The following is a 26391-nucleotide window of genomic DNA, read 5'->3' as shown; positions in this document are numbered from 1 at the left end:
TCTCCTCTTTCAGACACAATGTAGCGGCGGCCGAGCGTGAGGGGCACTGCGTTTTAAGGCAAGGTTGGTGCGCCCACATCACCAGCCGGTCGACAGTTTGCATCACCCGGCAATTCTATAGGGTGCTATCCTGCACACAGTAGGAGGAAACCATCATGCACATCCGCTCACTGATCTTATACGTGCTTGCATCGGCGGCGACGACAACGGGCCACGCGGTGGCTCAAGCCTCTATCCCCGGCAAATCCGACGCGAAGATTGTTACGTTCGAGCTTTCCGAAGGCTCATGGATGAGCTTGGATATCAGCCCCGATGGCAAGACCCTCATGTTCGACCTTCTGAACGATATCTACAAAATGCCAGCCTCAGGCGGGCCTGCGGTCGCAGTCCACCAAGGTTCCGCAACACAGCGCAGTCCCCAATTCAGCCCAGACGGGCAGTTTATCGTTTATCTCAGCGATGAAAGTGGCGCCGATAATGTTTGGATTTCCCGAGCGGATGGCAGCGACGCCCGTCAGATTACCCATGAAACCCACGCGATGGTCGCTGGACCCGCCTGGTCCCCGGATGGAGAATCCATTGCTGCAGTCCTGACCTATTCAGATATCTTCCGTGTTCGCAATTCAGAGATTCATCTCTATTCGCTAGATGAAACATCGGACACAGTAATCGTGCCCCCACCCGAGAGTGGTAAAGATGTCCAGGAACCGCGCTTTGCCCCGAATGGTATCGATCTCTATTACACAGAGCGGATCAGCGGCGATCACTACGTGTACATGAATACAGGCGCAAAGAATTTCGCCATCAACCGGATCGATCTTGAGAGAGCCTACAGCGCTGGTAATAAAAGGCGCGCCGGAAATAAATCCAGCCAAGACCGGCACCCTGCTCGCCATTCAGACCGGCGCAACCAGAAGCGGCGGGTTATCTCAGGGTTTGGCGGCGCGACAACACCTCAGATTTCACCGGACGGAAAATCCATCGCCTTCATTCGTCGGCTTGGCGCAAAAACGGTCCTGTTCGTCAAGAATCTGGGCACGGGCGAGGAACGCCCCATATATCAAAATCTCGGACGCGACCTGCATGGAGACTACCTGCCACAAGAGCACTACTACCCTGCGTTCGACTGGTTCCCCGACAATCGCAACATTGCCATCTGGGCAAAAGGCAAGCTTGTCCGGATTGACACGCAGACTGCGGATGCAACCAACATTCCCTTTCGGCTGACAGCACGCCACGAAATTCGACCCGCCATCCGCATACGTCAGGACCTGGCGCCAGAGCAAGTTGATGTTCGCACAATCCGGCAATTGGCGCCGGCGCCATCTGGCGATGTGATGCTGTTCCGGGCTTTGGGGAAACTGTGGCAAGTCAATATGGATTCGCATAGTCCGCCTGTACGCCTGACCAAGGCCGACTCTTCAGAGTCAGAACCCGCTTGGTCTTCCGACGGACAAAAGATTGCTTATGTCAGCTGGCAAGACGAAACCGGCAGTCGACTGATTGTTCGTGACGCAGCAACCGGTGCAGAAAAAATCCTGGTTGAGAGCCTTTCCGTGATAAGGGAGCCTCGCTTTTCCAATTCCGGCGACCAGATTGTCTACCGCATCATGGATCCTGACCCGTCTCTGAATGCAGCCGGGCCGGAAACGGGTCTCTACATCGTGGATACTGCCGGAGGGACAGCCCAGCATCTTTCGCCCGCATCGGGTATCGCAGGGTTCTCCGCAGACGACCGCCGCATCTTCCACTTTGCAGAACCCCAGTTTCGCAAGCGCCGTGCATCCGTCCTAATGAGTATCCAGGTAGACGGAAGCGACCTGCAGGCACACGCGATCGCGGAGACCGCAGACATACGAAATCTCGTTCTCAGCCCAGACGGAAAATGGCTCGGCTTCAAGTACTACAACCGCCCCTATGTCATGCCGTTCGAAATGAATGATGCTCCCATTGTGCTGTCACCTAAAGACAATCCAGACGTTCGATTGCTCAGCGAAATAGGTGGATACGAGATGAGCTGGGCAACCGACTCCTCCCGTTTGTACTGGACCTTGGGAACCGATATCCATTCCGTCTCTCCCGAGGCGAGCGATGCCAGAGACGACGTTTTCCCGGTCTCCCTCCAGACTCCTGCGGACAAACCGGAAGGTGTGGTCGCCTTTGTCGGCGGTAAGATCGTGCCAATTGTTGGTGAGGTGATCGAGGACGGAACGGTCATTGTCGAGGGCAACCGTATTGCAGCTGTTGGATCTCGCGGAAAGATCAAGGTCCCCAAGCACGCCACCCGCATAGATACGCGCGGCAAGACGCTGATGCCGGGCCTTTTCGATGCCCACGGGCATATCGATTGCTGTTTCCGGGCTGGAACCATGCCACAGCAACAACCCACAAGATATGCCGCCCTTGCCTATGGCGTTACAACCAATTTCGATCCCTACTCAAATGATCTTATGTCCTATGAGAGTAGCGAGATGACTCAGGCCGGCCTGTTGGTCGGCCCGCGGTGGCTCAAATCCGGACAGGTAGTGCATGGGCTCGAAGCGCGTACCGACGGGGTCTACCACCCCCTCTCCTCACTTGAAGATGCTCGCAATGTCTTGAAACGGCGCGAAGCGCTGGGCCCTTCAATCCTGAAGAGCTACAAACTGTCGACGCGAGCCCAGCGCCAACGCCTGCTACAGGCTGCCCGCGAGTATGGATACATGGTGGACGGAGAGGGCGCCGGCCAGTTCTACACCAATATCGGCATGATCCTGGATGGACACACCAACCTCGAACACAATCTGCCGGTTGCGACATATTACGATGATCTCCAGCAGTTGATTGCGGCTGCTGACACGTCACTGACGCCGACGCTGATTGTCGTATTTGGCGAACTGTTTGGCGAAAACTTTATCTACGAAAACGAACGGCCCTGGACGGACGAGAAGGCGCAGACCTTCATTCCGGACGTCAACAATGCCTACAACCCGATTGCCGGACCGGGCGGCGCATCCTTGCAGACGCGTGGCATGCACTCAATCCATGTGGCGGACGAAATCTACGACATTGGCTTCCGGTCAGTTGGTCGCTCTGTCACGAAGCTCGACAAGGCGGGTGTGACTGTGAATGTCGGATCCCACGGGCAAGCATCCGGATTGGCCATGCACTGGGAGATGCTGTTGATGGCGGAAGGCGGCATGGCCCCTATGGACATCCTTCGGGCCGCGACCTTGAACGGTGCAAAAACCTATGGGCTGGACCATCAAATGGGTTCCATTGAACCCGGCAAGCTGGCTGACTTGATCGTTCTGGACGAAGACCCGACGGAAGACATCCGCAACACGAACAGTGTTCGTTACACCATGGTGAATGGCAGGCTGTACGATGCCTACACCATGAACGAAATCGGTAATTATGACCGTCCACGCCACAAATTCTATTGGGAAATGCTTCCCACCAACGGAATAGATTGGAAATCAACATGGTCTGGCGAATAGCCCTCACCCGCCCAGCAATGCTGGGCGCCTTTCTAGCCCTGAGCGCTTGTTCGGATGCGCCAGACATGGCGATCATTCCTGCCGCGAGCTTTGAAATGGGCGAAACGGTGGACTATGGTTATGGTGACATTGATGGCCCGCGTCACACGGTCGAGATTGCGCACCCCTTCGCGCTCGCGAAGACGGAAGTTACGGTCGGTCAGTTCCGCACGTTTGTTCACCAAACCGGATATGTTTCGGAAAGACTTTGCAACATCTACACGGATGATCAGTCCTGGCATCTAGATACCAGTCGCAATTGGGAGCATCCGGGTTTTGCGCAAGACGAAGATCACCCCGTCGTCTGCGTCAGCTGGGAAGATACGCAAGCCTTCACCTCGTGGCTCAGTGAGAAGACCGGAAAACCCTACCGCCTGCCTTCAGAAGCAGAATGGGAGTATGTTGCCTCCTTGGGCGGCATTGAGGGCGATGACGATATCGTGGGCCATGGCGAAGCCAATATAGGTCTGGTCGATTGCTGCGGGGGCAAGACCGAAGGGCAAGACCAGTGGATCGAGACAGCCCCCGTCGCAAGTTTCCCAGCTGACCGATTTGGCATTCACGACATGCGCGGCAATGTCTGGGAGTGGCAGGCAGATTGCCATCAGGAAACCTATGACGACGCCCCCATTGACGGCACTGCGCGAACAGAATGCGACACACCGGACAGACGCTCCATACGGGGCGGGTCTTATGGCGATGCGGGCGACTATCTTTCCCCGCGTTACCGTCTGCCTGGGCCTCAATCACAAGGATACTTCACGGTCGGTTTTCGTGTGGCCCACGACATCGAATGATCCCGCACAGGTGCGCCACGCGCACCACAGAGCGCCCAAATTGCATCTGTCACTGACTGCCCGCTTGCCAATATACTCGTATCGGAAAATCAAGGATCAAAATGATGACGGCTCGCAAATGGCTCAAACTCGACTGCGCCCCCGCTCTGGGTCTGGCGTTGACGGCCCTGACACTTACGGCATGCGCAGCAATGCCACAGGAGGCCTTGGCTGAGCCCAAGCCTCAAACTGAATTGCCCGCCCTCATCAACGATGGATTCGAAAGCGAGTCGGCGCTGTCATTCGATTGGCCGATGCTGGAAATCGGTACTGGCCAATACGAGGATGGCCCAACCGGCCTGACAGTTTTGAAATTCGGCAAGAAGGTAAATGCGGCCGTCGATGCACGCGGCGGGGGGCCTGGCACGGTAAACGCGGAATACCTCAAACTCGGCTACACCCAGCCGGAGCTGGATGCGATCGTGCTTGCGGGCGGGTCCTGGTATGGCCTTGAAGCGGTAACGGCCGCGAATACGGCCCTGCTTGATGACCGGTATCGTGGCGGGTACTGGGACAATGTCGGTCTTGTCGTCGGGTCTATCATCTATGATTTCGGTGGACGCCGTCTCAATGAGATCTACCCGGACAAGCGCCTTGCCCAATTGGCCCTGCGGGCAGCCGAGCCCGGAATTTTCCCGAACGGCGCTTACGGAGCTGGCCGGTCGGCCATGAATGGTGGCATTTTCGGTTGCCATGCCCGCTCCGGACAGGGCAGCGCGTATCGTCAGGTGGGTGATGTCAAAATCGCAGTCTTCACCGTGGTCAATGCGCTTGGCACCGTTACGGATCGTGAAGGAAACGTGGTGGCCTGCCACAAGGGCGACAACTGGCCTGAAGCCCTCAAGGCAACGGACCTCATGCGCGCAGCGCCTGACAGCCTCCAGCCTGGGTGGAACGGCCAGGAAGACACGAAGGAAGTCGAACGGAAAAATACAACCATCAGCGTAGTCGTGACCAACCGGGCATTGAGCCCCGCAGAACTCCAACGGCTTGCCGTTCAGGTTCACACGTCCATGGCACGTGGCATCCAGCCCTTTGCGAGTGAGTTTGACGGCGATGTGCTCTATGCGGTGTCGACGAATGAAGTAGACTCCGGTCCTGGTGCGACGCTGCCCAGCATGGAAATCGGTGTTACCGCTTCCGAACTCATGTGGGACGCAATCCTCGCTGCGATGCCGGAGGAACAAGTCACTCAACCAGAGCCGGATCCGGAATTGGTTGTCTCTGCCTCCGCGCTTGAAAACTATGCGGGCACCTATCGTTTCAGCCATCTGGCCGAGTTGACGGTACGCGTGGAAGATGGCGCGCTCGTGGCTTCGGCCACAGGTGAGCGCGATGTGTTCCAGGTCAGGAAGGGTTCCCCCCGTACCTTGCTGGCCGCCACGCCTGACACCTTTACAGTCGAACGTGGCCGCTATCCGTTCAGCGTTCAGTTCACAGATGATACAGTCATTGTGAATCCCGGCCGCTGGCAACAAACAGGACACCGTGTTTCGGGCAATTAGTCAGTTCTGGCTACGCCTCACACCCAGGAAACAATCATGACGCAATACTCTGCCTTCAATTGGGCTGATCCCCTTTCGCTCGACTCCGAACTGACAGAAGATGAACGGTCGGTTCAAAAGACCGCACGCGATTTTGCTGAGAATCGACTATTGCCCGGTATTGTCGAGGCGAACCGAAATGGCGATTTCGACCGTAATATCCTGAAGGAGATGGGCGCACTCGGCTTGCTCGGTCCCACTCTTCCTGAAGAGTTCGGCGGAGCTGGCGTAAGCCATGTCGCCTATGGACTGGTATCCCATGAGATCGAGGCCGTGGATTCCGGCTACCGCTCAGCCATGAGCGTCCAGTCTTCCCTCGTTATCCACCCGATTCATGCCTATGGGTCCACTTACCAGCGGGAACGCTGGTTGCCCGGACTTGTGTCGGGGGATCTGGTCGGCTGCTTCGGGCTGACCGAACCCGATCACGGGTCGGATCCGGGTAATATGTCCACACGTGCCAAAGCGGTCGATGGAGGCTTTCGGCTCAATGGAGCTAAAATGTGGATCACAAACAGCCCCATAGCAGATGTTTTCGTCGTCTGGGCAAAACTGGACGGCATCATCCGCGGCTTCGTGCTGGAACGGGGTATGGAGGGACTGTCGACGCCGGAAATCAAAGGCAAGCTGGCCCTGCGGGCATCCGCGACGGGCGAGATTGTCGTGGACGACGTGTTTGTTCCGGAAGAAAACCTGTTGCCTAACGCCCGCGGCTTGTCAGGCCCCTTCGGCTGTCTCAACAAGGCCCGTTTTGGGATCGCTTGGGGCGCGCTTGGGGCAGGTCGCGCTTGCTGGACAGCAGCCAGAGACTACGCAATGGATCGCACCCAGTTCGGCCGCCCACTTGCCGCCAATCAGTTGATCCAGCGGAAGTTCGCCGACATGCAGACCGACATCGCCATTGGGCTGCAAGCATGTCTCAAAGTGGGGCGATTGCTGGACGCAAACCAGGCATCGCCGGAAATGATTTCGCTCATCAAACGAAACAGTACAGGCAAAGCACTTGAGATCGCCCGCGCAGCACGGGACATTCATGGTGGCAATGGTGTGTCAGACGAATTTCACGTCATGCGTCACATGTGCAATCTCGAAGCGGTCAATACGTATGAGGGCACGCACGACATACACGCATTGATCCTCGGCCGTGCCCAAACCGGACTGGCTGCCTTCAACTGATATGGCCCAGGCACTGGAAAAAATTCGCGTTCTGGATTTGAGCCGGGTATTGGCAGGCCCGTGGGCAACTCAGCTTCTGGGAGATCTCGGGGCATATATCATAAAGGTAGAACGCCCAGAGGGCGGAGACGATACCCGCAGCTGGAGCCCTCCTTTTCAGGAAGGTGAAGATCCGAATCTCAGGGAAGCGTCGTATTTCCTCAGTGCGAACCGTAACAAGAAGTCTGTATGCATTGATATTTCCACGCCCACTGGACAGGATATCATCAGGGAACTTGCCGCCTCCAGCGATGTCCTGGTGGAGAACTTCAAGACCGGCAGCCTCGCCAGATACGGTCTCGACGCGGCAACTTTGCGACTGATCAACCCTCGACTGATCTATTGTTCGATCACCGGGTTTGGTCAAACCGGCCCATACGCCACCTTGCCGGGCTATGATCTGCTGATCCAGGCAATGGGCGGGTTGATGAGTATAACCGGCGTCCCCGATGGCGAGCCGGGAGGCGGGCCCCTGAAGGTTGGCGTCGCCCTGGTAGACATAGTGACTGGTCTTTATGCAGCGAATGCCATTCAGGCAGCATTGCTGCATCGGGAGCGGACAGGAGAAGGCCAGACAATCGACATCGCATTGCTCGATTGCCTCATCGCAGCAATGGCCAACCAGTCCCACGGATTTCTCTCAACCGGGGAAAATCCGACACGGATGGGGAATGCTCATCCCAGTATTGTCCCCTATGACGTGTTTGCCACACGCGACGGACACATCGTTCTGGCCGTTGGTAACGACCTTCAGTTCAAGGAACTTTGTGATCTCATCGAATTGCCGAAATTGCCTTCTGACCCTCGTTTCGCGACCAATGGCGCGCGTGTGGCCAACCGTGCCTCACTGACCGAATTGCTGAACGAAACGCTTCAAAAGCAATCCACGTCCCATTGGATAAATCTGCTTCAGGTGAGCAAAGTACCGGCAGGACCTGTCAACAAAATGGCGGATGTCTTTGAAAACCCTCAGGTTCAGGCACGAGGCATACACATTTCAATGCCCCATGCCACGCTGGGTCCTGTTCCCGGAGTCGCATGCCCCATACGCCTGAGCCACACGCCCGTGACTTACAGGACAGCGGCCCCCGCACATGGGGCAAACACATCGAATGTGTTGACCACTGTGCTTGGCTATTCCCCGGAAACGATAAAGAGCCTACAGGCCAATGGAATTGTCGCCTCCGGTAAGGCAGACAACGCCACAAGTTGATCCCGCCGCGGGCCGGTCTTTGATTCCAGCTATCTTGCAACGCATCAGCGCAATCTCTTCCTGCTCCTTTGTGACAACTGCACCAGAGGTGCGAATTCCGCACCATGCTATTCATTTTTGGCATCTGCCAAAGTTTTTGTTTGTCCGTCTTACTCGACCGTAATGTAGCAAAAGCGAGCGGGAGAACACATGAAACGTAAATATCTTTGGACAACGGGGAGCGCGATTATTGCGCTGATGCATGCCGCGAGCGCGCATGCTCAAACAGCTGACGCTCCTGTTGACGACACAGAATTGGTGCAGTCCGCCATCATGGTGACAGCCCAGAAGCGGGAACAGCGACTGATCGACGTTCCGATGGCAATCGAGTCCATTTCCGGCGACGAACTGGCCAAGCTGGGCGTTGCAAGCGTGCAGGATTTGTCCTTCAGCGTACCAGGCCTCACCATGCGTGAAGACGGGCCAGGCAGCTACACGATCTTCATCCGTGGACTGGCAAACCAGTCAGGTTCGGGTGCCCTGGTCGGAATGTATATGGACGAGGCCCCACTCTCCTTGAGCGGATATGATCAACTCAGCCCCACGGCGTTGGATCTTGAACGCGTTGAGGTCCTCAAAGGTCCTCAAGGTACACTCTATGGCCAAGGCGCAGCCGGCGGCGTCATCCGTTATATCACAACAGATCCTGTGCTCGACAAGGTCGAAGGCAAGATCAAGGGCGAACTCTACACAGTCTCTGACGGCGAAATCGGCCAAAAGGGCGAATTTATCGTCAATGCTCCGATCGTGAAAGACAAACTCGCTGTGCGCCTCGCGGTGGGACTGGAAGATGGGGGCGGCTGGATTGACCAGCCTGAAGCTGGCATTGAAGACGGCAATGGCACAGAACTTCTGAATGCTCGCGCCAAGGTCCTCTGGGTGCCGACAGAAAACTTCTCAGCCAAGGCAATGGTTCAGGTCCAGCGGGCCGAAACCGAACTGGGCATGGGATATGAGGAAGCGGATCGCACGGTTGATGTCGGCCCGGACCGCAGCAAGGCGATGATCCCGAAGAAATTCGACTTCAACATCTACAATCTTGAGCTGGCCTATGATTTTGGCTTCGCTGAACTGACCTCCTCGACCACCCAGATCGACCATGATCATCAATACCCGTTCACCTATATTCCGCGAGAGGGCAACTATTCGTACGGAATCGTCGAAGGCAATGATGATCGCTTCGTCGAGGCTGAACAGTTTTCTCAGGAAATCCGCCTTTCGGACTCACATGATAACTACGCTTGGACAGTGGGGGCATTCTATAGCGATGGGGAGCGTTCCCTGACCGCTGACTACGAATACGCATATGCTCTAGCTGGCGATCTCTATGAAAACGGCGGCGTCCTCTATGACTATCTGTACTACTATTCTGCCTCCACATCAGAATCGTATTCACTGTTCGCAGATGGATCATTCGACGTAACCGAAAGGCTGACCCTTGGCGCAGGCATGCGATACTTTCATGATGAGCAAACCAGCCTGATCGAATATGCACCGGGAGCAGGCACCGAATTGTCGGATACTTTCCAGTCGGTCGATCCGCGCGCCTATATGACCTACCAGTATGATGAAGATGCCACGATCTATGCCAGTGCTGGATCAGGCTTCAGAAGTGGCGGATTCAATTCCGCGCCCTTTGATCCGTATGACCCTGAAAACATCCTGACATATGAAATCGGAACCAAGGGCAGTACCCGTAACTTCCAGTATGATATTGCGGCCTTCTTCACCGAGTACAAGGATATGGTGCGTCGTCGCCTGACCGAAGTGAATGGAGCATTCCTTGGAGAATCCAGCAATATCGGCAAGGTCGAAGTGAAAGGCATCGAGGCAGGCTTGGCCTATCAGCCAACTTCAGGCCTCACCCTGTCAGCAAATGCAGCCTATCTCGACAGCGAGATTGTCGAAACCGCAGACACCGATGAGGTCAACGAAGTTGGCGATCCGACCGATTATACACCTGAGTTGAGCTATACACTGGGTGTCAATTACGATTTCGATCTGACACCAGACCATCCGGCCTTTGTCCGCGTTGATTTCAACCATCGGGACAAGGTCACTTATATCGACCGGTCCAGCTTCCTTCCTTCCGCGCTTCCCCAAAGCTCGGATGCCCTGAACCTGCTCAATGCACGCGCAGGCGTCGTCTTCGGGAACTTTGACCTGGAAGTCTTTGCCACCAACCTCACCGACGAAAACAAGTCCATTGACCCCTATCAGGCCTGGGCCAATGCCAACCGCACACGTCCCCGTGTTGTCGGCATCAGCGCAGCGTACAATTTCTAGGGTAATGGATAGTTGATGACCGGGCGTTTCCTGCGAAACCCCGGTCATCACGCCCCTCGTGACTGGCCCGACCTCTCCAGGAGGTCGGGCCTTTTGCGTTGGGACGACGCATATTTCAGCACACAATATCACAAGCGCCCGCAGGCCGAAGTGCGAGCGGGCGCTTGTGATGATTTTATTGTGACGAGGGCTATGGGGAGCTAAACTGGTTTGCAGGCCTCACCATCATCATGAATGACGCGCCCTGCTTCCTCTTCCCCGAAGGCTTCTGCATTGCCGGAAATACTGCCACCACATACCGTGATGAGGCTGTTGCCAGCCGCACGCGCACCAAAGGGCGAATTATCGAGCAATGCGGAATTACGGCTTATAATCCTGGCGTTGTCTTCTGTGTAGAGACCATCATCCTGATTGCTCTCTACGACACTGTCGGAAACGACCGCTGAAGCGTTACCATAGGCGGCCACCGCAGCCGATTCACTGGAGATGATCTGGCTATCCGTCATGTCGATAGTCGCAGTTTCCTCCAGCCACACGCCGAGATGGGAGTGATCGATTACCAGATTTTTCGCTGTTATACGACCGTCTTCCCGGCCTGTCAGCGCCATCTTCGCAACACGTTCAATCGTGACGGAGTTCAGCGTCACATCGCTGTTGATCGTGAAAATGCCATGTCCGTCATAAATGTCGTCCTCGGCTTCTGCGTAATGAAATCCCGAAATGGTCAGACCCGTAATTTGTACGGTGGAATCTTCAATCACGAGGGCGCTCGATGGGAAATCCGCACTTCCGGAAATCCTTGCTCCCGGCTCGGCCACAATTTCCAGCGTCTTGCCTCCAATCACGATCGCGCCGCGTACCTGAAGTTCCTGAAATGGTACATCGCGATAGGATACCGGCCGGTAGGTCCCCGCCTGCATCATAATTTGGTCGCCCGGACTGGACGCATCAATTGCTGTCTGCAGGCCAGTCAGACCCACATATTCGCACGCGTCAGCGGGATCATCCTCTGAACAGACTTCGACAGCGGCACTCTTCTCTTCAAGGCCACTGGGTTCGGCGGTGCACGCAGCCGCCCCTAAAAGAACGGGAATTGAAACCGTTGTGAGTAATCGCGTGAACATTACTGGATCTCCTGTTGGAAGGCTTCCTCAGGGTCGGCTGAGCGATCCGTATCGAGACGCATCAGCCGGCTGAGGACTGGCCGCAAGACGATAAGGAGTATGGCGGCCGCCCCAACAATCGCCGCATGCATGAGCCAAAAGCCGGACGCCGACATTTCCTCGTAAAAGCGCGCTAGCCAGCCGCTGAACAATCCCCCAACGAAGATGGCGAGATAGTAGGATCCCACCATCATGGAATTCACTGATTCCGGCGCAGCCCTGGAAGTCAGCGCCAGTGCAATTGGTCCGACATAGAGAAAACCGATCGCGCAGACAAAATGAAAGATTACCGGCCAGATGAGCGCTACAGGCTTGTCCGCAGACAGGATATCGCCGACCCCAAGCAGCAAAAATGCGATGGAAAATACAGCACACCCCAGTGCCAGCTTGATCAGGTCTCCCGGTTCTGCATTTCGGCGTGATTGGTGGCGCCAATACCAGAGCACCAGAGGCGCCAGCAGCAGGACCGCGAGGGAATCCAGTGACTGGAACCAGGTTACCGGGACATCCAGTCCGAAGACAGACCGCGCCACATCCGATCTCAGCCAGAGCGGATAGGCATTCCAGACCTGGCTCTGGGCCGTCCAGTAGAGCGAGGTCAGGGCCAGCATGACCAGAATCGCCGAAATGACCACACCATCCCCTTTTTGCAATTTTGGGCGGTCTTCGCTCTTGGAAACAGCGTCTACCGGAAGATAGACGCGTCCTGACAAATAGACAGCCAACCCTACCAGCATGCCGATGCCGGCCGCGCCGAACCCGTAATGCCATCCATACACTTCACCCAGTGTTCCGCATATGAGGGGGGCAATGAAGGCACCGACATTGATGCTGAAGACATAGATCGAATATCCGGAATCCCGTCTTTTGTCGGATTTTTCGTAGAGGCCGCCGACTTGCGCCGCGAGATTCCCCTTCAGCAATCCAGATCCGACAATCAACGTCGCCAAAGCCAACAGGAAGCTCGCCTCAAATGCCATCAGGAAGTGGCCCGCAGCCATGAACAGAGCGCCCAGCAAGACGGCCTTGGTCCGTCCAAGAAGGCGATCTCCGATCAGCCCCCCGAGCACAGGCGCAAAATAGACCAGCCCGACATAGGCACCAAACACCTGCGAAGCCAGGGCCTGCACACTAAGTGGGCCGAAGACGGACTCGAAAACACCTCGAAACGGTTCAAACGCAGCAACATTGCCCGAGTGTTCCGGAAGGAACAGATACGTCGCCATATACAGGATGAGCAGGGCCTGCATTCCGTAAAAGGAGAACCGCTCCCATGCTTCTGTGAACACGATATAGGCCAAACCGCGCGGGTGTCCGAAGAACACCTTGTCGTCAGCCGCGCGTTTGCCAGCAATCGCGGGGGTGTCCTGCGCCTGTGTTCCTGACACGTCACTCATACGGCAAGCCTCATTTTTGAAATCAGTAGAATTGTGAACCATTACTTGCCCCATGCGGGCTTCCAGTTGATGTGCTTTGGCACGTCATTGACTTCCCAGTAGAATGGACGGCGGGGATGATCATGATTGCCAACTTCATCCATCTTCACGGAGTCATAGAGACGGCCATTCACCATGGTTTGCGAGACCGTCTCCGTATTGCGGATATCTGTCAGGGGATTGCGGTCCAGCACCAGAACATCTGCAAGCTTGCCAACCTTGAGAGACCCAATCTGGTCCTGGAGCTCCAAGGTGGTCGCGCCGTTAATCGTGCCCGCCTTCAGCACGTCCAGATTGCTCATGCCGCCTTCGGCCAGCAATTGAAGCTCCCAATGCATCGCAAGACCATACACTTGCCCATGTGAGCCGGCATTAACCCGTCCGCCGGCATCGTTCAGCGCCTTCATAGAACGTGCAGCGGCCCGAAAGCCGATATCCCAGATTTCATCGGCGGCCTGCAGGCCGGTCATGCCGCGCACATAGGGGGGCGCTCCAGTGGGAACCGCCAGCGGGCTATAGGAGCTCGTCGTGGTCTGAACATAGGCGTCCACCCGCGGATCTTCCCAGAGCCGGGACGAATTGTAGAGATAGTTCTCTCCCATCAATTCTCCGAACAGCACAATGAGCGTCGGCGTATGAGCTACGTCCGACTTTGCCATCAGCTGAATGAAATCATCATAAAGCGCCTCAACCGGCACATTGTGTTGAAGGTTCATGTTGCCATCGAGGATTGCGGTGATGCCATTGAAGAAGTGGCTTTCGCCCTCGACGTCCACCATGATCCCCTTCTCGCGCCCGGCTTTGATCAACATCTGTCTCTGCTTGCGCTGGATCTGGCGATAGCTCTTGATGACCGTCCCTCCCAGGGCGGTTTTGCGATTCATCACGGTTTCGGCGTCTTCATAGGAATTGATCGGAACATAGACCGGGTCGTACTTGCGCTTGCGCCCGAAAATCACGCTTCCCACGGCAATACTGCGCGGCCCCACCATCTCACCTGCCAAGGTCATCTCGGCGGCCCCATATGTCGGAAGCTCTGACGTGTAGGGATCGTAATTGGTGGTCACACCAAAGGACAGTGCCGCATAGCGGGACGCCTGTTGTTGGGGCGGCAGACCAGCCGACGCATAGTAACACGTATCCAGATGGCCATGCATGTCGACCAGGCCAGGCATGAGCGTTTTGCCGGAGGCGTCAATAACATGCGCATCACCCGGCACACTCACATCACCAACCGGCCCGACGGCCACGATCCGGTTTCCATCCACGACAAGCGTTCCATGCTCGATGATTCCACCCTCATCCATGGTTATGATACGACCGCCCACGAAGGCCGTCTTTCCCTCAGGCCGGTCCGCGGGAACACGCAGGTCCACGCTGGAGAAAAGACGGCGGCCGCGTGCCAGTTCACTCACATCGGCGCGAAACACATCCGGCCCGAGTGTCCAGAAGACACTTCCGGAATCCTGAGCCCAGACAAGCTCATAGCCGCCTGCTGCATCCACCTGCTCGCCGCTCTCCGCATCAAGAATGGACATGTCAGCATCGGCGTCGAACGGAGCAATATGATAGGATTGGAAATGCCGGTAAGCGATCCAGTTGAGATCAGGGCTAAGCTTCAATTCGCTTGTGTCGGAATCCTGCGTCCGCAGGTGAACCCGGTGATCGGTACCATCCAGCGCTATGCTTTCCAGCGTGGTGATGAGTGTTTCGTCGAAATAGCCCTCTGTTGTGAAGTAGACGCGCTCGCCGTCAGGAGAGAATCTCGGATTGCCACCGGCTACGCCGAGGGAGGTGGCTTGTCCGCCGTCTGCCGGAATCCAGTATACGCCCGGATCCGCCTTGTATCCGCCGAGGCAGTCGTCCCCCGCCGCGATCTGGAACATGATTATCGATCCATCCTGCGAGAACACTGGCTCACGGACTATGCCGGACGACGTGAACAGGGTGGCTGTGGTTCCGCTGGCAGATCTGACTTTCAATGCGCCGCCCAGCGCATCATCCCATTCGATGAATGCCACCTTCGAACCATCCGGCGAGAAAGCCGCATCAGACTGAGAGGACTCCGTGGCAGACAATTTGTCCAATCCATTATCCGAACGGTCCAGCTGCCATATCTGACCGAGCGCACTGAATACCAGTGTCTGCTCATCCGGTGACAGGGCAAGCCGAGAAATCGCCTTCACCTGCACCGTGTCAGGGGCGAGGTCCTGAGTGAATCGCGCCGGATCCGTCAGCTGGTGCCGCGCCGTCAGCGAAAATGGAATCTCATCCGCTTGCCCACTTTCAACATCGACACGTTGGATCTTTCCGCTAGCCCAGATGGCGATCGACTTGCCATCAGGAAACCAGGAGAATCTCGGATAGTAGGTCCCCTGTCCCAGGAAATCCGCCTGCCCGTCCCGGTCGAGCCCGTCGAATATTGGAACCTGATCCCGCGTCGCGAAATCATAGATAAACAGCATCGTCTGGTCTTTGACGCGCCGGACGAACGCCATCTTGCTGCCATCGGGAGAAATCGATGGCGCCAGCGCCCCCCCGAATCCCCCTACAACCGTCTCAATACCTCCAGTTTCCAGAAATTTTCTACGGATCGCGAAATTCTTGTGATTGGCGTCCACATACACGGTCGACGCATGGGGCGGTGTCACTTTCTCAACAAAGTAGAGGCTGGCTCCATCGGGCGAGTAGATCGCATCATGCACATTCTCCCCATTTGTTGGCATGGAGACGATTACTTCGGCATGTCCTCCGCCCGCTGGATAGGTCACAAGCTCGGAGGCGTGAAGCCGGTCTGCCGTGTCGAACATGCGAGCCGCAGCAAGTGTGAGACCGTCCGCGCTCCAGGCAGGGTCCACCAGCGCAAGAGAGCTTTCGAAGGAAACTTGTATCGGGTTGCCGCCATCCGGGTCGGACGTCCATATATTGTCGGCTCCGTCCTGGTCGCTGATATAGGCAATGCGCGACCCGTCCGGGCTGAACACGGGAGAGTGCTGGATCGCTGGACCACCATGAAGGAGATGTGCTTCGCCGCCCGTGGCAGGCATGGAAAATATGTCGCCCAATACGTCGAAGACGATCGTGTCACCTGATGGACTCACGGCCACACTGATCCACGTTCCCTCCGTCAGGGTGAATTCCACATCGCGGTGAGGCTGGCCCGTATTGGTGATATCCCATTCCTGGGCGCTGGAGACGCAACCCGCTGCCAGCGCAAACCCCAGTACGCCCAAAACCATGGATGTGAATTTCATGAACGCTCGTTCCCCAGTTCGTTTGTATCGATGCGCTGTCAGGATGCGCAAACGTCGGACAAGCGTGTAGCCTTTTCCGCAGCTCCAACTTGACCATGTCCCGCCCGCATCGGCGAAGGGGCCTAGGATGCACGCACAGGTGCGCAATACGCACCACTGGCCGCGCGCTTCGCATCTGTCAGGCCCTATCAAGTCTTTGCAATACATGGCGCAGGCAAGTGCTTGTTTGGTATTGGAGGTTTCATGCGCATCCCAGGGATCCGGGCAATTCACAAATGGATCAGCTTGAGCTTTCTCTGTCTCTGGATACTGCAGGCAGCATCCGGCCTGGCCATAGGATATCGGGCAGACATCGATGACTTCTTTCTGGGCCAGAGCGCAAGAGAAACAGACGCCGCCGCCATGGCCGCCAGCATCGAAAAACTGCAAGCTGCCGGAGACGAGATATCGTCTGTCTGGATTTCAGGGGGACGGAAAGGACAATATGATATTTATCTGGAACGGGGCGGCGAAGACCGCACCGTCCGGATTGACGGTGCCGGGACGCAGCTTCGGGATCGATCCGATACCAACCGGTTTTCTGATGGCGCCGTCTTTGAAACACTCACCCGGTTCCACAAATCTCTAATGCTCGGGTCGGTCGGTTATGTGTTTCTCATGGTCTCAGGCCTGCTATTGGCATCCAATATCATCTTGGGAGTGGTGATGGGGTGGCCAAAGCGAGAACGCCTGACAGCATTCGCTCGAACTTCCGGCGCTCCAAAGGCAGCAAGGCTTTCAGGCTGGCACTGGCGAATCGGTTTCTGGGGAGCCATCCCTGCAGTGTGCATCATTCTGACGGGGTCCGCGCTAACACAATCCGACATCCTGGCAGAGTGGCTGGGCGTTGAAGAGCAAACTCCTGAACTTTATGCCCCCGCGTCCGCACCTTCAGCCAGTCTGGAGACGGCTATCGAAGCCGCGCTCGTCCAGTTTCCGGGTGCCTCTCTTGTTGCGATAAATCTGCCCACTGAACATCGTCCCTGGTACAAGTTCCGGCTTAACGCACCCGGCGAGATGCCACGCCTGTACGGTGCCACCCGCGTATTCGTTGGATTGGACGGCGCCATTCTGCTGGATCATGACGCCCGCAAAAGCGCCCCCAATGAGCGAATAGTCGAAGCCCTGTATCCGCTACATACCGGGCAGATCGGTGGGAGCATTGGCCGAATGGTGAATACGGCGACGGGTATCTGGCTGCTGGTAATGATCGCCCTGGGGCTGAAACTATGGCTCGCACGGCGACAGCAGCGCCGCCCCGCAACCTCCCCCGTGGTAAATGATGATCAGCCCCGAACATGAGCGCACTGTGCACATGATCCCGTTGGAATCAGCACATGACTTGACTTCAGAACAGGTCGCAACGTCAATTGGGCGACATAAACGCGATCACAGGGAACCCAGCATGGCCGACCGCAAGGACGACCTATCCAAACCCGGACAGCAACCACCCCTTCGCAAGGCGCTCCCCCCGTTCGAAGGTTTGCGGGCCTTTGATGCGATTGCGCGTTTGGGAGGCGTGCGAAAGGCCGCCAAATGGCTCGACCGGGACCATGCCGTCCTCAGCCGCCACTTGCGCGCACTTGAGGAATGGGTCGGAATTACCCTGGTGGAGCGCGCGCCGACAGGACTGGTTCTGACCGATGCCGGCAAGGATTATCACAGGTCCATCTCAATGGCCCTGGATATGGTGGCGCACGCGACGCTAGACGTGCTCAATCAGGGCATTCATCACCAGCTCCTGATCTGGAGCACGCCCGGTTTTGCCCAGCAATGGCTGTCACGGCGCATCGCCTCCCTCGAACGGGCGAACCAGGGTGTCGAAATCGAGCTGAAACCGTCGGTAAGCGCCCCGGACTTTCTCTCCCATGAGGCAACAGCAGACATTCGCTACTGGGCGTCCTACGAAGACCTGGACGAGTTGCCTCCTCACCTGCGCAGCCAGGTGATTGCCCAATCTCCTATCATTCCCGTGGCAAGCCCTGAATATCTTGAAAACGCTCCGGAGATTCATTCTCCGCAAGACCTGCTTAATCATCAGCTCCTGCACGAGAATACCACGGAGACATGGAAAATCTGGCTTGAATCCGTGGGCGTGGACTGCGGCGCCGGACTGAAAGGCCCACGGCTCTGGCAGGGAAACCTGACCAGCGATGCGTCGCGCCACGGTCGCGGCATCGCATTGACCAATCCCCTGCTGGCCGAGAAACACCTCACCCGCGGTGATCTGGTCTGGATCGGCAAGGACAATCCCGCCTTCCCGCCACGGCGCGGCGACTATGTGCTGATCGCACGCCATGATCGCTGGAACGAGCCAAGCCTGCGGAAATTCCGGCAGTGGCTCACGAATACGATCGCCAAGGACACCCCGGAGTTCAAACCTGTCCGCTAGCCCAGCGCATCCACGACTGCATTGAAGAAATCATTGTCCAGAATCGCTTCGGAGAATTTCGGTTTGGACCGGCAACTCAGAACCGTCAGCACGATGTTTCGAGTCGGATTGATATAGATGTACTGGCCGAATATGCCTCGCGCGCTGAAGGCGCCTTCCGAGAAGTCGCCATCGCGGTCAGGAACCGGCCACCACATATAGCCATAATTGAGGGGATTACCTCCGGCCATACGTGGCTCGGTCGCTTCCTTGAACCAGCCTGCCGGTACAACCGGCTCGCCGTCAATCACTCCGCCACTGAGCGCAAACAGCCCAAGCCGGGCATAGTCGTGCAAGGTGGCGCAGATTCCACTTCCCGCCACTTCCAGACCATCCGGCGCCTCCAGCCACCAGGCAGCATCCGCTTGCATGCCGAGGCGCGACCACATGGTTTCGGAACAATAATCGGAAAGCCACTTGCCGGTTGCTGCCTTGACCAGCGCCCCCACGACATGCGTTTCCCCAGTGCTGTAATTCCAGACCTGGCCGGGCTCTGCGATGCGCGGCAGCGACGCCATGAATTTCATGATTTCGCCCGGCTTCTGCGCCACCTGCAGATCCAGCATGATCCGGCGCTCCGAGCCCGCGGTCGTGTGGGTATCGTCCCAACTCACTCCGGATGTCATCTGCAGCAAATGCTTGATGGACACCCCGTCATAACCGCTCCCGCCAAGCTCGGGCATGTATTTCACCAGTTGATCGTCGACACTGTCGATATGGCCGTCCAGCAGTGCCGCCCCCACCAGTGTGGTCGAAACAGATTTCGCCATCGACATCGACATCCAGCGGGTCTCGGGGCCGACGCCCTGGTCATGATATTCGTGAACGATCTGGCCATCCTTGATCGCCAGCAGCCCAACAAGACGGTTCTGGGATACGTAATCGAACAGGTCATAGGTCTTGCCATTCGCCGGAATGGGCATGTCCTCCAAGCGTGTAGCCGAATACGGAAGCGCTGACACAGCAGCACCCGCCTTGATCGTTCTGGTGGGAAAAATCTCGTGCGTATGGCTGAATGTCTGCATCTGCACATCCGGCATAAGCTTGCCGGCATATGCCGTGACGATGTCACCGATATCGGAGGTGGATGGTCGGGAAAACGGAAGGGATGTCGTCACGGATAGTCTCCTTGATGCGTCGCAGCGCATCTGAGCGGATGCGATGGCCATTTTGGGGAACCTTACAGGTCAGCGGCGGCGGGCTCAGGTGCCAAGCAGTTTTAGTCCGGTGCCTGAATCGCACCGGCTTCCGTATATTTCGCGCCTGACATTGCTCTCTTCTCACAGGGAGACTGAAGAGGACATAACAAATGGGAGTCTCTTCATGACTGGTGCGACCACGCCGTGGAACATGTATGTTCCGAAACCCTACCGGGCTCCGGACCCTGTTTCCATTATAGCCTCTTATCCGTTTGGCCAGATTGTCACCACGTTTGACGAGATGCCCTATGCCACATCCGTGCCGATGTATCTTGAGGTGATGCCGGATGGGAGCATGCAGCTTCTCGGTCACATGGCTCGGAACAATCCCCACGCATCCACGCTGGCCGCTGGGCAAAAAACGCTGGCCACCTTTCATGGTCCCAATGCCTACATCTCTGCCAGCTGGTATAAGGACCAGCCCACCGTACCGACATGGAATTATATCGCGGCGCAGGTGCGGGGCATTTTGCAACCGGTCGACGATGCAGACGAACAGCTCGAGATCATGCACACTACGATTTCGGAAAGCGAAGCCGATTCCGGCAGCACATGGCTGCTCGAACAGGCCCCCGATGGCAAGGTGGATAGCCTTGTACCCCACATCCGATCGTTCCGCATCAGGATCACCCATATGGATGCTGTTACCAAACTCAGCCAGACTCATCCGGTCGCGGACCAGGAACGGGTCGTGGAAGCCCTTGAACTCCGCGGGAGCGTACAGGACCGGGAGATTGCGCAGCACATGCGTAGCCTCTGGCTAGAATGATGCTCTGACGGAGCGCGCACCATCGGTGCCGAAACCGCACCGCCCCAATCGGTTTAGTCATCTTCTCCCCCTCCCTGTGGCAGCCCAACATGGGTTCAAACAATTGAAAGGGACGCGCAAATGGCGATCGCACATCGGAACACAGCTCAGTGGCAGGCCATGGACGCCTCTCACCACATCCACCCCTTCTGCGATCCCAAGACGCTCGCAGAACGCGGGGTGCGCGTCATAACCAGCGCGGATGGCTGCTATGTTCACGATAGCGACAACAACCGCATTCTGGACGGGATGGCAGGGCTGTGGTGCGTTAATGTCGGATATGGTCGCCAGGAACTGGTGGACGTGGCTGCCGCCCAGATGGAGCAGCTGCCTTTCTACAATTCCTTCTTCCAGAGCTCGACCCCAAGCCAGATCGAGCTGGCTCAGAAATTGTCGGAGATTGCCCCCGGAAACCTGAACCATTTCTTCTTCGCAAACTCGGGATCGGAGGCCAATGATACGGTCATCCGCATGGCACGCCATTACTGGCACGTGCGTGGAAAGCCCAAAAAGTACAAATTCATCGGCCGCCATCTCGGCTATCATGGCAGCACGCTGGCGGCGACCAGTCTCGGCGGCATGAAGCACATGCACGATATGGGCTCATCCATGCTTCCGGGATTCGAGCATATCATGGAACCTCACTGGTATGCCCACGGAGGAAACATGAGCCCTGAGGAGTTCGGCCTCCGTGCGGCTCAGGCCTTGGAAGACAAGATCCTCGAAGTCGGGGCTGACAATATCGCAGCCTTCATAGGAGAACCGATTCAGGGCGCTGGCGGCGTCATCGACCCGCCTTCCACCTATTGGCCGGAAATTCAGAAGATCTGCCGCAAACATGACATCCTGCTCGTGTCAGATGAAGTCATCTGCGGCTTCGGTCGGCTCGGCGAATGGTTCGGGTGTCAACACTATGGCGTTCAGCCTGACATCATGCCGATGGCCAAGGGCATGTCGTCCGGCTATCTGCCAATCTCTGCGGTCGCGTTCAGCGATGAAGTCTTCGAGACGATCAATGAAGGTGGCCCCATCTCCCACGGTTACACCTATTCGGGGCATCCCGTCGCCTGCGCCGTCGCGCATGCAAACATCAACATCATAGAACGCGAAGGTCTTGTGGAGCGCGTCAAGAATGATGTTGGTCCCTATCTGCACGCCCGTCTTCAGGAGCTGGCCGACGGTCACAAGATCATCGGCGAAGTGCGCGGCACTGGCCTGATCGCAGGCCTCCAGCTGATGAAGTCTCGCGACGCTCGCGAACCCTTCACGACCGAGGACAATGCCGCCAACATCTGTCGCGACATATGCCTCGACAAAGGCTTGATCATGCGTGCCGTCGGACAGGCCATGGTCATCTGTCCGCCTCTCACCATCACGCGGGAAGAAATCGACGAGCTCATCGGCCTGGCATCAGACGGTTTGACCGAAACGGCTGCCCAGTTCGGAGTCGCGTAACATGTCCCTCACACTCGCCTCATCGGTCGGCGCCGCTGCCGGGTCGAACGCCCTGCTTCGACGCCTACTGGAGCGGATGGCAAGTTCCGGTGCTACCAGCACATTTGCGGTCAACAATCCCGCTAATGGCGCAGTCATCGCGAAAGTGCCAGACTTTGGCGCGGCTGAAACCGAGCGCGCCATTACCCTTGCAAACACGGCTCAACCTGCTTGGGCCGCCCTCACTGCGAGGGAACGCAGCACTCTACTTCGCCGCTGGCATGATCTCATCATGTCCTTCGAACAGGAACTCGGAGAAATCCTGACCCTGGAACAGGGCAAGCCCTTGGCAGAAGCTCGCCGCGAAGTCACTTTTAACGCCTCCTACATCGAATGGTTTGCGGAGGAGGCCAAGCGTGCCTATGGCGACGTCATTCCGACCGGGGCCTCGTCACGCAGGCAGATCGTGGTACGCCAACCCGTTGGTATTGTCGGTGCCATTACACCTTGGAACTTCCCAAGTGGCATGATCACCCGGAAGGCCGCTCCAGCGCTTGCTGCGGGTTGCGTCATCCTCCTGAAGCCATCTGACGAAACCCCGCTGTCTGCACTGGCCCTGGAATGCCTCGCGGAAGATGCCGGATTTCCTGCAGGCGTATTCCAGGTCATCACCTCCAAGCAGCCCGCCCCCGTGGCCGATGTGCTGACCAGCGATCCACGTGTGCGGAAGATTTCGTTCACGGGGTCGACCCGGATCGGCAAGCTGCTCATGCGCCAGAGTTCCGATACGATGAAGCGCCTCTCGCTGGAACTGGGGGGTAATGCACCCTTCATCGTGTTCGAAGACGCCGACATCGACGCCGCTGTGGCCGGAGCCATGGTCGCAAAGTTTCGCAATGCCGGTCAGACCTGCATTTGCGCAAACCGCATCCTTCTGCACGCATCTATCCGGGATCAATTCCTCGAAAAATTCATCGCTGCCGCGGAGGCCATGAACGTCGCAGATGGCTTTGATCCAGCCAGCGACATGGGGCCGATGATCAATGCGGCGGCGAAGACAAAGGTGCGCTCACTGGTCGATAACGCACTTTCCAGAGGGGCCGCTTGTGTCACATCCCGCGCGCCAACGGATGACGGAAACTATTTTCCGCCGACAATTCTGACAGGTGTCACTGGCGACATGGATATTTCCCATACGGAAATTTTTGGCCCGGTCGCGCCCATCTATATTTTTGAAACAGATGAACAGGCTATCTCGCTTGCCAATGACACCCGGTATGGCCTGGCCGCATATTTCTGGACACGGGACTATTCCCGCGCCTGGCACGTGGCTGAGCAGCTCGAAGCCGGCATGGTCGGCCTTAACGACGTGGCCATCTCGGGCGATTCAACGCCCTTCGGCGGGGTTAAGGAATCCGGCATGGGCCGGGAAGGCTCGCATTATGGCCTCGAAGATTATCTCGACATCAAATACATCGCCATGGGAGGAATCTGATGCAATTCAAGAAAGCATCCCGATCACACACACATTTACCACGGGCGACGGCTTTGATGGTTGCGGCACTGATGTCCGGCGCCCCCGCTTTTGCGGAAGTGTCGACCGCTGACGATTCGCCAGCCTTGATTGCACAACTTCAGCAACAGATTCGCGAACAGGAAGCACGGCTGGAGAAACTGGAAAACTTGCTCGCCCAGACGCCGCAGTCACGGCCTGGCACGTCACCGGTCATTCAACCGGCTGCGCCAATCGGCTTTGTCTCTGGCGACAGGGTCTCAGAGACCCCTGCATCACCCCCTTCAAGATTCAAAATCACGGGTGACATGCGGCTCAGATATGAGCACAATTCGTCCGACGGTGAGGGTCGCTCAGACTCTCGCGGCGTCGTCCGTGGCCGTGTTGCGGCAACCTATGCGGCCTCTCCGGACCTCGAACTGGGCGCACGGCTTGTCACGGGTGATCCCGATGATCCGAACTCGGCAGATGTTTCGCTGTCGAATTTCAATGATGATCTCCAGGTCAGTCTGGATCAGATCTACGGCAAGAAGGTCTTTGGCCCCCTCACTCTTGTCGGGGGCAAGTTCGCCAATCCATTCCGGCGCACCGACCTGGTCTGGGACGGGGATGTGAACCCACAAGGGCTGGCAGCGCAATATGTCGCCGTCGATACTGGCGCCACCCGAATTGGCGCCAGTGCATTGCTTTTCCCCATCGAACGTTCTGTTGCAGCCGCTGACAGCACCGCGTCCGGAGTCCAGGTAACTGTCGACCAGCAGATCGGGTCAGCATGGAAACTCGGTTTGGCTGCGGGCTATTATGATTACGAAATCGAAGCGACCGGCACGGCAAATTCCGGCGACACCCGAACCAATCGGCTGGATAGCACCGGCGCCTATGTGTCGGATTTTGACCTGTTGGATCTGATCGCCACGGCATCTTACAGTGGTTTCGGAAATCGCTGGCCGCTGCGCTTTCAGGCGGATGTGGTTCAGAATCTCGGGGCCGATGCCTACGACACAGGCTATTCTCTTTCTGCCTCAGTAGGACAGACTGCATCGGCAGGAGATTACAGCTTTGGCTATGGCTATCATCAAGCTGAGGCGGATGCGGTGTTTGCCGCCTTCGCGCAGGACAACATTGCGTACGGTAGCAATTATCTCCAGCACGCCTTGTCAGCTTCCTACGCAATCAGCGACCACCTCGAACTGGATACGACCCTCTATGCCTACCGGATCAAGGATACAGCCCTGATCCCGCTCGCCACGGACGACTGGCAGCAGCGCCTGCGAATAAACCTGGTCGCACATTTCTAGACCTCCTCCCTTAAAACCTGACTGACACCTCAAAGGATTGTTGAATTGCGTATTGGCACCCCAAAAGAACTCAAGAACCGCGAATATCGTGTGGGGCTGACGCCTCAGGGCGCGCAGGAACTCGTCCGGTCGGGACATAATGTGTTTGTAGAGACTGGCGCTGGCGACATGGTCGGCTTCTCCGACGCTCTCTACGAATCTGCCGGCTGCACAATCTCCGCGAACGCCGATGACCTGTTCGATGCGTCAGACATGATCATCAAGGTAAAAGAGCCCCAGCCCGTAGAAATTGCCTGCCTGCAACCACGGCATACGCTCTTTACCTATCTCCATCTGGCACCCGACCCGGAACAGACACGCGGGCTCGTCAATTCCGGGGCGACCTGTATTGCGTATGAAACGGTCACCGACCGGTTTGGTCGCCTGCCCCTGCTCACGCCCATGAGTGAAGTCGCCGGGCGTTTGTCGGTTCAGGCGGGCGCCAAATATCTTGAAATCTCCAATGGCGGATCCGGCACATTGCTGGGCGGAGTCACAGGGGTGGCACCTGGAAACGTGCTTGTCATCGGGGGCGGCGTCGCAGGCCGCAATGCGGCCGAAATGGCGGTCGGGCTCGGTGCCAATGTCACGATCCTGGACCGCTCGCTGGACCGGCTTCGCGAACTCGACATCATCTTCGCAGGTCGCGCCCAATGCCTCTATTCCACCTCTTCGGCCATTGAGACCTTGTTGCGCACGGCTGACCTCGTAGTCGGCGCGGTACTGCTGCCAGGCTCGGCGGCACCGAAGGTCATCTCCGCCGACCAGATTGCCCTGATGAAACCGGGCTCGGTCGTGGTCGACATTGCCATTGATCAGGGCGGGTGTTTCGAGACCAACCGGCCCACGACGCATGACGACCCCGTTTATGACGTCGGCGGTGTCATCCACTATTGCGTGACCAACATGCCCGCCGCCGTCGCGCGCACCTCCACCATCGCTCTGTCAAACGCCACATTGCCCTTCGCCATGGCTCTGGCCAACAAGGGTATCGACGCAGCGATCACCTCCGATCCGCATCTGGCAGGCGGCGTGAATGTTGCCGGCGGCAAGATTGTCCATCCGGAAATCATTGCCGCGATGAAAAACAGTCTCTGAAAAGAACCAGAGTTTCGCGCGGAGAGTT

The 26391-nt window shown here is 57.2% G+C and carries 17 protein-coding genes; 13 read left to right on the top strand and 4 right to left on the bottom strand.

Annotated features, from left to right (window positions below; all coding sequences use genetic code 11):
• The first annotated feature begins 155 nt into the window (after nt 1-155).
• The 6 genes from V7660_RS11815 (at nt 156) to V7660_RS11790 (ending at nt 10651) form a co-directional block, all read left to right on the top strand.
• A complete protein-coding gene (locus V7660_RS11815; protein WP_335603249.1) occupies nt 156-3479 on the top strand; it encodes an amidohydrolase family protein in 3324 nt (1107 codons plus the stop codon).
• A 65-nt stretch (nt 3480-3544) separates the two neighbouring features.
• Nucleotides 3545-4315, top strand: a complete 771-nt coding sequence (locus V7660_RS11810) for a formylglycine-generating enzyme family protein (protein WP_335603248.1) — start codon at nt 3545-3547, stop codon at nt 4313-4315.
• Nucleotides 4316-4419: 104 nt separating this feature from the next.
• Nucleotides 4420-5859 (top strand): P1 family peptidase, encoded by a 1440-nt coding sequence (locus V7660_RS11805; protein WP_335603247.1) that lies wholly within the window; start codon nt 4420-4422, stop codon nt 5857-5859.
• Nucleotides 5860-5895: 36 nt separating this feature from the next.
• A complete protein-coding gene (locus V7660_RS11800) occupies nt 5896-7074 on the top strand; it encodes an acyl-CoA dehydrogenase (RefSeq protein ID WP_335603246.1) in 1179 nt (392 codons plus the stop codon).
• Nucleotide 7075: 1 nt separating this feature from the next.
• Nucleotides 7076-8326, top strand: coding sequence for a CaiB/BaiF CoA transferase family protein (locus V7660_RS11795; RefSeq protein ID WP_442910046.1), 1251 nt, complete (start codon nt 7076-7078; stop codon nt 8324-8326).
• Between the two features lie 189 nt (nt 8327-8515).
• Nucleotides 8516-10651, top strand: coding sequence for a TonB-dependent receptor (locus V7660_RS11790; RefSeq protein WP_335603244.1), 2136 nt, complete (start codon nt 8516-8518; stop codon nt 10649-10651).
• A 200-nt stretch (nt 10652-10851) separates the two neighbouring features.
• Here V7660_RS11790 and V7660_RS11785 read toward each other — a convergent pair whose 3' ends face one another.
• The 3 genes from V7660_RS11785 to V7660_RS11775 are packed head-to-tail and all read right to left on the bottom strand — an operon-like array spanning nt 10852 to nt 16504.
• Nucleotides 10852-11775 carry a right-handed parallel beta-helix repeat-containing protein gene (locus V7660_RS11785; protein ID WP_335603243.1) on the bottom strand — a complete coding sequence of 308 codons (924 nt, stop codon included), beginning with the start codon at nt 11773-11775 and terminating at the stop codon, nt 10852-10854.
• Complete coding sequence (locus V7660_RS11780; protein WP_335603242.1) at nt 11775-13211, bottom strand: peptide MFS transporter; 1437 nt, start codon at nt 13209-13211, stop codon at nt 11775-11777. The genes V7660_RS11785 and V7660_RS11780 overlap by 1 nt, the downstream gene beginning before the upstream one ends.
• Nucleotides 13212-13252: 41 nt before the next feature.
• Nucleotides 13253-16504, bottom strand: coding sequence for an amidohydrolase family protein (locus V7660_RS11775; RefSeq protein WP_335603241.1), 3252 nt, complete (start codon nt 16502-16504; stop codon nt 13253-13255).
• Nucleotides 16505-16726: 222 nt separating this feature from the next.
• Here V7660_RS11775 and V7660_RS11770 point away from each other — a divergent pair, with 222 nt between their 5' ends.
• Together V7660_RS11770 and V7660_RS11765 are read left to right on the top strand one after the other, a co-directional pair.
• The gene (locus tag V7660_RS11770) at nt 16727-17845 is read left to right on the top strand and encodes a PepSY-associated TM helix domain-containing protein (protein ID WP_335603240.1); all 1119 of its coding nucleotides are present in this window, start codon (nt 16727-16729) and stop codon (nt 17843-17845) included.
• A gap of 103 nt (nt 17846-17948) precedes the next feature.
• The gene (locus tag V7660_RS11765) at nt 17949-18935 is read left to right on the top strand and encodes a LysR substrate-binding domain-containing protein (RefSeq protein ID WP_335603239.1); all 987 of its coding nucleotides are present in this window, start codon (nt 17949-17951) and stop codon (nt 18933-18935) included.
• Here V7660_RS11765 and V7660_RS11760 read toward each other — a convergent pair.
• A complete protein-coding gene (locus V7660_RS11760) occupies nt 18932-20092 on the bottom strand; it encodes a serine hydrolase domain-containing protein (RefSeq protein ID WP_335603238.1) in 1161 nt (386 codons plus the stop codon). The genes V7660_RS11765 and V7660_RS11760 overlap by 4 nt on opposite strands.
• A 205-nt stretch (nt 20093-20297) precedes the next feature.
• Between V7660_RS11760 and V7660_RS11755 the strand changes: the two genes are divergently transcribed.
• From V7660_RS11755 to ald, 5 genes are all read left to right on the top strand, one after another.
• Entirely contained in the window at nt 20298-20942 is a 645-nt protein-coding gene (locus tag V7660_RS11755) for an FMN-binding negative transcriptional regulator (RefSeq protein WP_335603237.1), read from the top strand.
• Nucleotides 20943-21062: 120 nt separating this feature from the next.
• Complete coding sequence (locus V7660_RS11750) at nt 21063-22436, top strand: aspartate aminotransferase family protein (RefSeq protein WP_335603236.1); 1374 nt, start codon at nt 21063-21065, stop codon at nt 22434-22436.
• Between the two features lies 1 nt (nt 22437).
• The gene (locus tag V7660_RS11745; RefSeq protein ID WP_335603235.1) at nt 22438-23910 is read left to right on the top strand and encodes an NAD-dependent succinate-semialdehyde dehydrogenase; all 1473 of its coding nucleotides are present in this window, start codon (nt 22438-22440) and stop codon (nt 23908-23910) included.
• Nucleotides 23911-23966: 56 nt separating this feature from the next.
• On the top strand, nt 23967-25226 hold the full coding sequence (locus V7660_RS11740) for a putative porin (protein WP_335603234.1): 1260 nt from the start codon (nt 23967-23969) through the stop codon (nt 25224-25226).
• A gap of 45 nt (nt 25227-25271) precedes the next feature.
• Nucleotides 25272-26363, top strand: coding sequence for an alanine dehydrogenase (ald, locus tag V7660_RS11735; protein ID WP_335603233.1), 1092 nt, complete (start codon nt 25272-25274; stop codon nt 26361-26363).
• The last annotated feature ends 28 nt before the right edge of the window (nt 26364-26391 follow it).

Origin of the sequence: Hyphomonas sp. (assembly GCF_036964145.1) — a bacterium.
GTDB lineage: Bacteria > Pseudomonadota > Alphaproteobacteria > Caulobacterales > Hyphomonadaceae > Hyphomonas.
The sequence above is the reverse complement of the archived record's forward strand: the minus strand, read 5'-3'. Positions and strand labels throughout refer to the sequence as shown.